This window comes from Streptomyces prasinopilosus (assembly GCF_001419695.1).
Taxonomy (GTDB): domain Bacteria; phylum Actinomycetota; class Actinomycetes; order Streptomycetales; family Streptomycetaceae; genus Streptomyces; species Streptomyces prasinopilosus.
The window spans coordinates 1-4,067 of sequence record NZ_LIRG01000109.1; the positions used below are offsets into that span (position 1 = coordinate 1).

Below are 4,067 nucleotides of genomic sequence, written 5' to 3' on the forward strand. Positions count from 1 at the left end.
CGCCGCGCGGCGCGCTCCCGTTCTCTCCGGCGTCTCCGTCCAGGCTCACGCTTCCCTCTTTCGACGCACAATCGACGCACATTGTTTGCGTCGTTTTGGCTCTCCACACTGTAGTCCAGGCGCTCGGTCAGGGCGCGCGTGCCGACCGGCAGGCGTGGCAGTCGCCTTCCGCTTCGCACAGGACGCACGCAGGAGGAACAAGGCCATGAGCATGAAGACACGGTCCACCGTCGTCCGTCCCGCCGCGTCGGACGAGGCGCTGTACGAGGACGAACTGGCCCGTGGTCTGCGCGCCGCGGACGAGGACGCGTTCGCGGAGGTCTACCGGCGCTGGGGATCGCTCGTCCACACGATGGCCACCCGCTCGCTCGGCGACACCTACGAGGCGGACGACGTGACCCAGCAGGTGTTCCTCGGCGCCTGGCGCGGGCGGGACGGCTTCCGGCCGGAGCGGGGTCCCCTCGGGGCCTGGCTCGTCGGCATCACCCGCCGGAAGATCGTCGACGCCCTGGCGGCCAGGACGAAGCGCCTCACGCTGGCCGACTCGGTGGCGCACGACGCCGGGACCCGGCCGCACGAGGAGCCGGCGCCGGACGTGGTCCTGGACCGGGTGCTCCTGGTCGACGCCCTGTCCCGGCTGCCGCGCGTCCAGCGCGAGGTGCTCTGCCTCGCCTTCTACGAGGACCTGACCCAGGCCGAGATCGCCAAGCGGACCGGCATGCCCCTGGGCACCGTGAAGAGCCACGCCCGCCGCGGCCTGCTCCGGCTGCGCCGGGCCGTCGAGCAGGGCCGCGCCGACGAGAACGCCGCGTAGGCGGACCGCAATCCCCGCGCCGGACGCATCCGCCCCGGCGCCCCCGCGCGAAACAGACACGAGACTCCGCGACCGGCGGACCTCCCCACCGAAGGACTGATCCCCATGACCTCCCGGACCTCTCGGACCTCCCTCGCCCTCGCCGCCTCGGCCGGAGCCTGCGCCCTCGCCCTGGGCGCGGCGGCGCCCGCGCTCGCCGCCGAGGGCGACGACACCGCCATGGTGTCCGTCTTCCACGGTGTTCCCGGCCTGACCGTCGACGTCTACGCCAACGGTGACGAACTGCTCGGCGACTTCGAGCCCGGCACGGTGACCGACCCGCAGTCCCTCGACGCCGGCACCTACGACATCCAGCTCTTCGAGGCCGGCCAGGGCCCCGACGGCACCCCCGCCGTCGAGAAGGAGATCGAGGTGCCCGCGGGAGCGAACGCCACGATCGCCGCCCACCTGTCCGCCGACGGCAAGCCCCGGCTGACGGCCTTCGTCAACGACGTCTCCCGGGTGGACGCGGGCACGTCGCGGCTGACCGTGCGTCATGTGGCCGCCGCCCCGGCCGTGGACGTCCGGGCGGGCGGGCAGCCCGTCTTCGAGGGGCTGGAGAACCCGAAGGAGGACACCACCGTGGTCGACGCCGGCACCGTCCCGGCCGACGTGGTGCTCGCCGGCACGGACACCGTGGCGATCGGCCCGGCCGACCTGGACCTCAAGGAGGGCACCGGCACCGTCGTCTACGCCTGGGGCAGCGCCGAGGACGAGAACCTGGCGCTGGCGACCCAGACGCTCGGCGGCATGGAGTCCGCGCCGAACGGCGTCCACGCGGGCGGCAACGGCGCCGCGGTCGCCGCGAACTCCTCCGACCAGTGGGTGGCCTGGGCCGCCGCGGGCGGAACGGCGGCGCTGGCGGGCGCCCTGATGGTGCGCCGGGCCGCGGGCCGGCGTGGGTGACACCGCACGACGGCTGACCGGCCTCGCCACGGTGGCCGCCGCCCTGGCGGCGGTCACCGCCCTGCGCACCGGCCCCTCGGACCAGGGGTCGCCGCCGCCCGACTTCGGGCCGGCGGCCCCGGCCCGGCCGGCCGCCGCGGGTGGACTCCCCGCCGCCGCGGGGCCGTCGCCGGGTCCGTCCCCGCGCGGCGAGCGGCGAGAGCCCCCGCCGCAGCGCGTCCTGGTGGACGGCGTGGACCTGGACGCCCGGGTCCGGCCGGTGGGCGTGACCGGTGACGGCGCGATGACCATTCCCGGGGATCCCGCCGTCGCCGGCTGGTACCGCTTCGGTCCCGCGCCGGGAAGCCCCCGCGGGTCGGCCGTGCTCGTCGGGCACGTGGACGACGACACCGGCGCCCTCGGCGAGTTCGCCGCCCTCTACGACGTACGGCCCGGGGACCGGGTCGAGGTCCGGCGCGCCGGAGCCCGGCCGGTGGCCTACCGCGTCGTCGCGCGGGCGACGGTGCCGAAGGACGGTCTTGCGTCCTCGACGTTCCGGCGGACCGGTCCCCCGGTCCTCACCCTCGTCACCTGCGCGCCCCCGTTCGTCCCCGGGGCCGGCGGCTACCAGGCCAACCTGGTCGTCACGGCGGAGCCCCTCCCGGCCTGAGACCGGACCGGCGCGCGAGCGCGTCCGCGTGCGGATCACCCGGGTACCGGTAGGCGCGGACAGCGCACGGAGCACGAGAGCAGGAGGGCACGTGGCACACGTCGAGCCCGCGCACCTGGTGGAACTCGCACTGGGCAACGGTGTGTCGAGCGACGACGCCGGGGCCCTGCGGCACATCGCCCTGTGCCCCCGCTGCCGGGAGGAGCTGACCCTGATGACCCGGGTCGTGGCCGCCGCGCGCGGCGTGGAGGAGTCCGACCTGCCGGTCGCGCCCCCGCCGCGGGTGTGGTGGGGGATCGCGCGGGAGGTGTCCCGGGCCGGGGAGGAGGCGGCCCCGCCGGCGGTCCCCCCGGCGGCCGGGGGGCCCTCCCCGCGGCCTCGTGCGGCGGGGAGCACCGAGGACGACGGCGTCGTCCGCTCCCGGCGGACCGGCCTCCCGAGGGGCCTGCGGACGGGCCTGCGGGCGGCGGCTCTCCTCGCCGGAAGCGCTGTCGTCGTCGGGTGGTCGGTGCGGGCGTGGCGGGCCGGCCGCGGCGGGCGGCCCGCGGCGGGTCGTACGGGACGGGTCCTCCGGCCCGGCGGGCGACCGGGCGGGCGATGACGCCCGCCGGTCCCGTCGCGGCCGGCCCCGCTCCTCGGCGGGGCCGGCCCGCGAGCGGTGTGCGGCACGGTCAGGGCTGGGTGCGTGCCTGCTCCGCCGCCTGTCCCGCGGCCTTGCTCTCCGTGGAGGCGCCGCGGGTGCTGAGCTTGCCGCCGCTGGATTCCAGGTGGGCGCGGACGAACCACTGGAAGAGTTCCAGACCGCGCAGCTGCTCGATGAGGATGTCCTGGGTGACCGGGTCGGACGTCTCGGTGGCCTGCATGGCCTCGCGGTGGTCCTTGATGACGGAGGTGTACACGAGGTCGAGGGCGCCGAGGTGCTCGATGGCTTCGGCGCGGCCGATGGAGTAGTCGTCCCAGGTGCGCCGGTTCACCAGTGCGCCCGGGGTGCCGTTGGGTTCTCCGCCGAGGGTGGAGATCCGCTCGGCGAGGTCGTCGGTCATGGAGCGGACCTGGTCGACCTGGGGGTCGATCATCTCGTGCACGGCGATGAAGTGCGGTCCGACGACGTTCCAGTGAACGTGCTTGAGGGTCAGGTGGAGGTCGTTGAGGGAGTGCAGGCGCATCTGCAGCACCTCGATGATGCCCAGGCTGTCCTGGGTGTTCATCCCTGGCACGGTGTACGGGATGTCCGACGGCCGTGACGGCATGGTGGTACTCCTTGTGCGATCGGATGCCGGGACGACCACACAAGCACCGCTCGCCCCGATCCCGGCGTTCGACCGCCGCCTGCCCCTCTCATGTCACCGGTTCGGCGGAAGGCGCGCGCCGGCGGGCCGCNNGCGGCCCGCCGGCGCGCGCCCCTCACGGCTCCCGGGTCCGCGCCCGGTCCCGCCGGGTCCGCGCGTCCTCAGAAGAGCACCGACGCGGGCAGCGGGTGTCCGTAGGTGTTCAGGCCGTAGGCCTGGTAGATCGGGTCGGCGTTGTTGCTGGCGTGGTTCATCGCGGCGTGGATGTCGCGCCAGCAGCGCTGCAGCGTGGAGTCGCTGCGCAGCGCCGAGCCGCCGGCGTGCAGGAACAGCTCGTCGACGGCGTCCACCGCGCGCCGGGCGATGCGGA

Annotated in this window: 6 protein-coding genes and 1 pseudogene; 5 read left to right on the forward strand and 2 right to left on the reverse strand. The window is 75.4% G+C overall.

The window, feature by feature from the left end:
* The first annotated feature begins 205 nt into the window (after positions 1-205).
* The 4 genes from AOK18_RS05885 to AOK18_RS05900 all read left to right on the forward strand — a co-directional run bounded on the left by AOK18_RS05885 (position 206) and on the right by AOK18_RS05900 (position 3,009).
* Positions 206-814: an RNA polymerase sigma factor gene (locus tag AOK18_RS05885; protein WP_055693616.1), complete on the forward strand. Its 609-nt coding sequence runs from the start codon at positions 206-208 to the stop codon at positions 812-814.
* 105 nt (positions 815-919) lie between these two features.
* A complete protein-coding gene (locus tag AOK18_RS05890) occupies positions 920-1,759 on the forward strand; it encodes a DUF4397 domain-containing protein (RefSeq protein ID WP_055693617.1) in 840 nt (279 codons plus the stop codon).
* Positions 1,752-2,408, forward strand: coding sequence for a class F sortase (locus AOK18_RS34000; protein WP_055693618.1), 657 nt, complete (start codon positions 1,752-1,754; stop codon positions 2,406-2,408). Before AOK18_RS05890 ends, AOK18_RS34000 begins: the two co-directional genes overlap by 8 nt.
* Positions 2,409-2,499: 91 nt before the next feature.
* Positions 2,500-3,009, forward strand: a complete 510-nt coding sequence (locus AOK18_RS05900) for a hypothetical protein (RefSeq protein WP_055693619.1) — start codon at positions 2,500-2,502, stop codon at positions 3,007-3,009.
* A 70-nt stretch (positions 3,010-3,079) separates the two neighbouring features.
* Here AOK18_RS05900 and AOK18_RS05905 read toward each other — a convergent pair whose 3' ends face one another.
* Positions 3,080-3,658: a Dps family protein gene (locus AOK18_RS05905; protein ID WP_055571759.1), complete on the reverse strand. Its 579-nt coding sequence runs from the start codon at positions 3,656-3,658 to the stop codon at positions 3,080-3,082.
* On the opposite strand from AOK18_RS05905, the gene AOK18_RS33540 reads away from it, so the two are divergent.
* Positions 3,609-3,788 (forward strand): hypothetical protein (locus tag AOK18_RS33540; protein ID WP_206281502.1); only part of this gene is annotated, 180 nt, incomplete at its 3' end. The genes AOK18_RS05905 and AOK18_RS33540 overlap by 50 nt on opposite strands.
* Before the next feature lie 70 nt (positions 3,789-3,858).
* Here the strand turns inward: AOK18_RS33540 and AOK18_RS05910 are convergent.
* Positions 3,859-4,067, reverse strand: a pseudogene (locus tag AOK18_RS05910) (hydroxylase); the annotation flags it as partial.